Genomic DNA, 2,664 nt, shown 5'->3' with positions numbered 1-2,664 from the left:
AAAAGTGTAAACAACTTCGTAATCAAAAAAATAATTAATTAATGGAGAATGCTTATTGTCGATGGGTTATAGAGCCTAAAACGGCTATGACCCATCTTCAATGCACAAAGCTCAGATTTCTGAAATATGAAGATTTGACTTATGAGAACTATCTCGTGAATGCAATGGAAAGTGTTAGGCATACTTATGAACGTAAGCAAATATACGATTGGTACTGTTTTGCTTCAGGTGAACGTGACTTAACAATACAAGATTTTAAAGAACATTTTTTAGCTGGAATTAATCAGGAAGAGCATTTGTTATTGTTTACTGATGAAGGTCATAGTAAGAAGTGGCTCTTTACCATCTTAGTGAAGGAATTTGATATTTTTGCTTCATGGTATGAAGACTATTTTAATCGTGAATTTTATGAGTTCTCTGAATATGTCTTGATTTTCTCCCATTTAGATAAAGTTATATTTAATGACGATGAGGGAGGAATAAATGAATTTGTAGTTTTATAGCTTGGCAAGTATGAATTGTCTGATTTGTAGCGAAGGGGTATCGTTATGGGTTTAATGGCCAGGAAAGAAGTGATGAGACGAAAGGAGAAGGAAATAGCTATTCAGCTTTATTTTGGGAATATGATTCCAGAGTTGGACGAAGATGGAATCTAGATATTCGTCCTAATATTGGTGAAAGCCCGTGTGCAACTTTTACTAATAACCCGATTACCAATATTGATCCAATGGGAGATACGACTTTGAGATTTGACCGACAAGGTACTTTCGTCGGAATGGTAGACAAGGAACTTAAAGGTATGCGTGGTGCAATTGGTCATTTTAAAACTTATTACGACAAAAAAGGAAAAGAATATAATGCTTGGTATACTGATAAGGCTTTTGAATTCAATGATTTAAGCGTTGATAGGAAGCAGATTGCAAATATAAAAGAAGTAACGCCAGCTAGAATATTCCATCTTTACCCACTGGTCCTGAGTATACCTACTCTTATGAATTGCTTCAGCTTTGCCATTGTGCCTGCGATTCTCCATGTCAGTTAATACCTGTTGGTTGGTCAAATGCCTATCTTTATTTGGGGAGTATCATATAGGGACAGGAAGGAATGTTGCGGGTAGTACTGTAGTAATGAATGGAGATCCCTGCGACATTGACAGTCACCCAGCGTACGAATAATACTCCGGGAACTTATATGGCTACGCAGGTGATAAGTTTTGAAGGGGAGTTTGCAAGTGGAACAGGTGATGAGTTTACTACGCTGTTTGTAGATCAGACGAGTGCCGATCCTGGGACCGAAAGTGGAATAAGTTATGGTATAGCAGCGAAGGGGTATAGGTATGGGTTTAACGGGAAGGAGAATGATAATGAGGTGAAGGGAGAGGGGAATGAGCAGGATTATGGGATGAGGATTTATGATCCACGAATCGGACAGTTCCTTAGCGTAGATCCGTTGACTCCAAAATATCCACAGTTAACACCATATCAGTTCGCGAGTAACAGTCCAATTGCAGGTGTAGATATGGATGGATTGGAATTCTATTATTCTGCAGATGGTAAGTTTTTAGGACAAGGATCTGATCTTAAGAATATGGAAGTGCGTCTTGCAAAACAAAATGGGACAACAAAATCTGGAACTGTGATAATTAGTGCTGTTGATATTAACGGAAATACTACTCAACAGTGGACAGTTATACATAACAATCACAGTGAGTTCCTTTCTGTGGCAGGAACGGCATTTGGAGGTAGTAGCCAGGGAGCGAAAAGAAGAACAATATTTTACCGTCCATCTGATGATTACATTAAAGCAAGTCAAGGAACATTTTCAAAAGACAAAAATGGAAATTATAAATATAAACCATATGGAGGCATTGCATATTAAGAAGTTACTTCAAAGAGCAGGGATACTATTATTTTCTGTTACATTTTCATGTTTTGTAATACCTGGGGATTATTCAAGGAAGCATATATTTTTGCCTTCAGCACAGGTAAATATTCAACAGAGTAATGGGGAAATAGCATCATTTGTAGATTTTAAGTTAGCCAATATCTCTTTCTATTGTAATTTAAGTCCGCTAACTTATGATCTAATCCCTTTTTATAGCCTATCAGCTGAGCAAAAGAAAATTATAGTTAAATATAAAAGTGCAAGGGAAGCGGTATGCATTATAAAGGGGAAGGCCATATTTATTAATAAGAATAACATTTTAAATGCTGTAGGCTATGGAATTAGTGATAAATTTTATATTTCCATACCTGATACGATTAATAATATAAAAGGCAATTATCGTGAACTTTTCTATTTCGTATCTTCTATACGCGATAGCAATATTTGGTATATAGGTTTTATATTTGGGAATGGGAAAGAGTATAAGCTATATGCCTTTGTGTCAAACTCTTTTGACTATAATTATGTAAATTTTAATCCCAATAGTGATCATCTTCAGTTATTATTAGGCAAAGGAGTACATCAAAATGATTCAACGGTCTTTATTAAGTATGATATAACATTAGATGGCTCCATAAAGAAAATGGCACTTGATTCAACTGCTGTTAATAGGTTGAATTAACTCTATTAAAAGAACCACCTAAAATTGATTAAGCATATGTTTGAAAAAAAATTTTTAGCTTATGTACTATATATCACAATTGAGGTGTATTGAATTAT

The 2,664-nt window shown here is 35.3% G+C and carries 4 protein-coding genes; all 4 read left to right on the top strand.

What is annotated here, in order from left to right:
- The first annotated feature begins 41 nt into the window (after nt 1-41).
- The 4 genes from BW716_RS34765 to BW716_RS34750 all read left to right on the top strand — a co-directional run bounded on the left by BW716_RS34765 (nt 42) and on the right by BW716_RS34750 (nt 2,566).
- The gene (locus BW716_RS34765; protein WP_083730636.1) at nt 42-503 is read left to right on the top strand and encodes a hypothetical protein; all 462 of its coding nucleotides are present in this window, start codon (nt 42-44) and stop codon (nt 501-503) included.
- A 224-nt stretch (nt 504-727) separates the two neighbouring features.
- On the top strand, nt 728-1,042 hold the full coding sequence (locus BW716_RS34760; RefSeq protein ID WP_083730635.1) for a hypothetical protein: 315 nt from the start codon (nt 728-730) through the stop codon (nt 1,040-1,042).
- 89 nt (nt 1,043-1,131) lie between these two features.
- Nucleotides 1,132-1,878 (top strand): RHS repeat-associated core domain-containing protein, encoded by a 747-nt coding sequence (locus BW716_RS34755; RefSeq protein ID WP_083730634.1) that lies wholly within the window; start codon nt 1,132-1,134, stop codon nt 1,876-1,878.
- Nucleotides 1,859-2,566, top strand: coding sequence for a hypothetical protein (locus BW716_RS34750; protein WP_083730633.1), 708 nt, complete (start codon nt 1,859-1,861; stop codon nt 2,564-2,566). Before BW716_RS34755 ends, BW716_RS34750 begins: the two co-directional genes overlap by 20 nt.
- The last annotated feature ends 98 nt before the right edge of the window (nt 2,567-2,664 follow it).

Origin of the sequence: [Flexibacter] sp. ATCC 35208, assembly GCF_001975825.1 — a bacterium.
In the GTDB taxonomy this organism is placed as follows: Bacteria; Bacteroidota; Bacteroidia; order Chitinophagales; family Chitinophagaceae; genus Chitinophaga.
Note: the sequence above shows the minus strand (reverse complement) of the source record. Positions and strands in the feature narration are given on the sequence as shown.

What these genes read in the sequence shown, in the direction of transcription:
- BW716_RS34760 (WP_083730635.1), top strand. Translation starts at nt 728, where the DNA reads ATGGGAGATACGACTTTGAGATTTGACCGACAAGGTACTTTCGTCGGA.
- BW716_RS34765 (WP_083730636.1), top strand. Translation starts at nt 42, where the DNA reads ATGGAGAATGCTTATTGTCGATGGGTTATAGAGCCTAAAACGGCTATG.
- BW716_RS34755 (WP_083730634.1), top strand. Translation starts at nt 1,132, where the DNA reads ATGGAGATCCCTGCGACATTGACAGTCACCCAGCGTACGAATAATACT.
- BW716_RS34750 (WP_083730633.1), top strand. Translation starts at nt 1,859, where the DNA reads ATGGAGGCATTGCATATTAAGAAGTTACTTCAAAGAGCAGGGATACTA.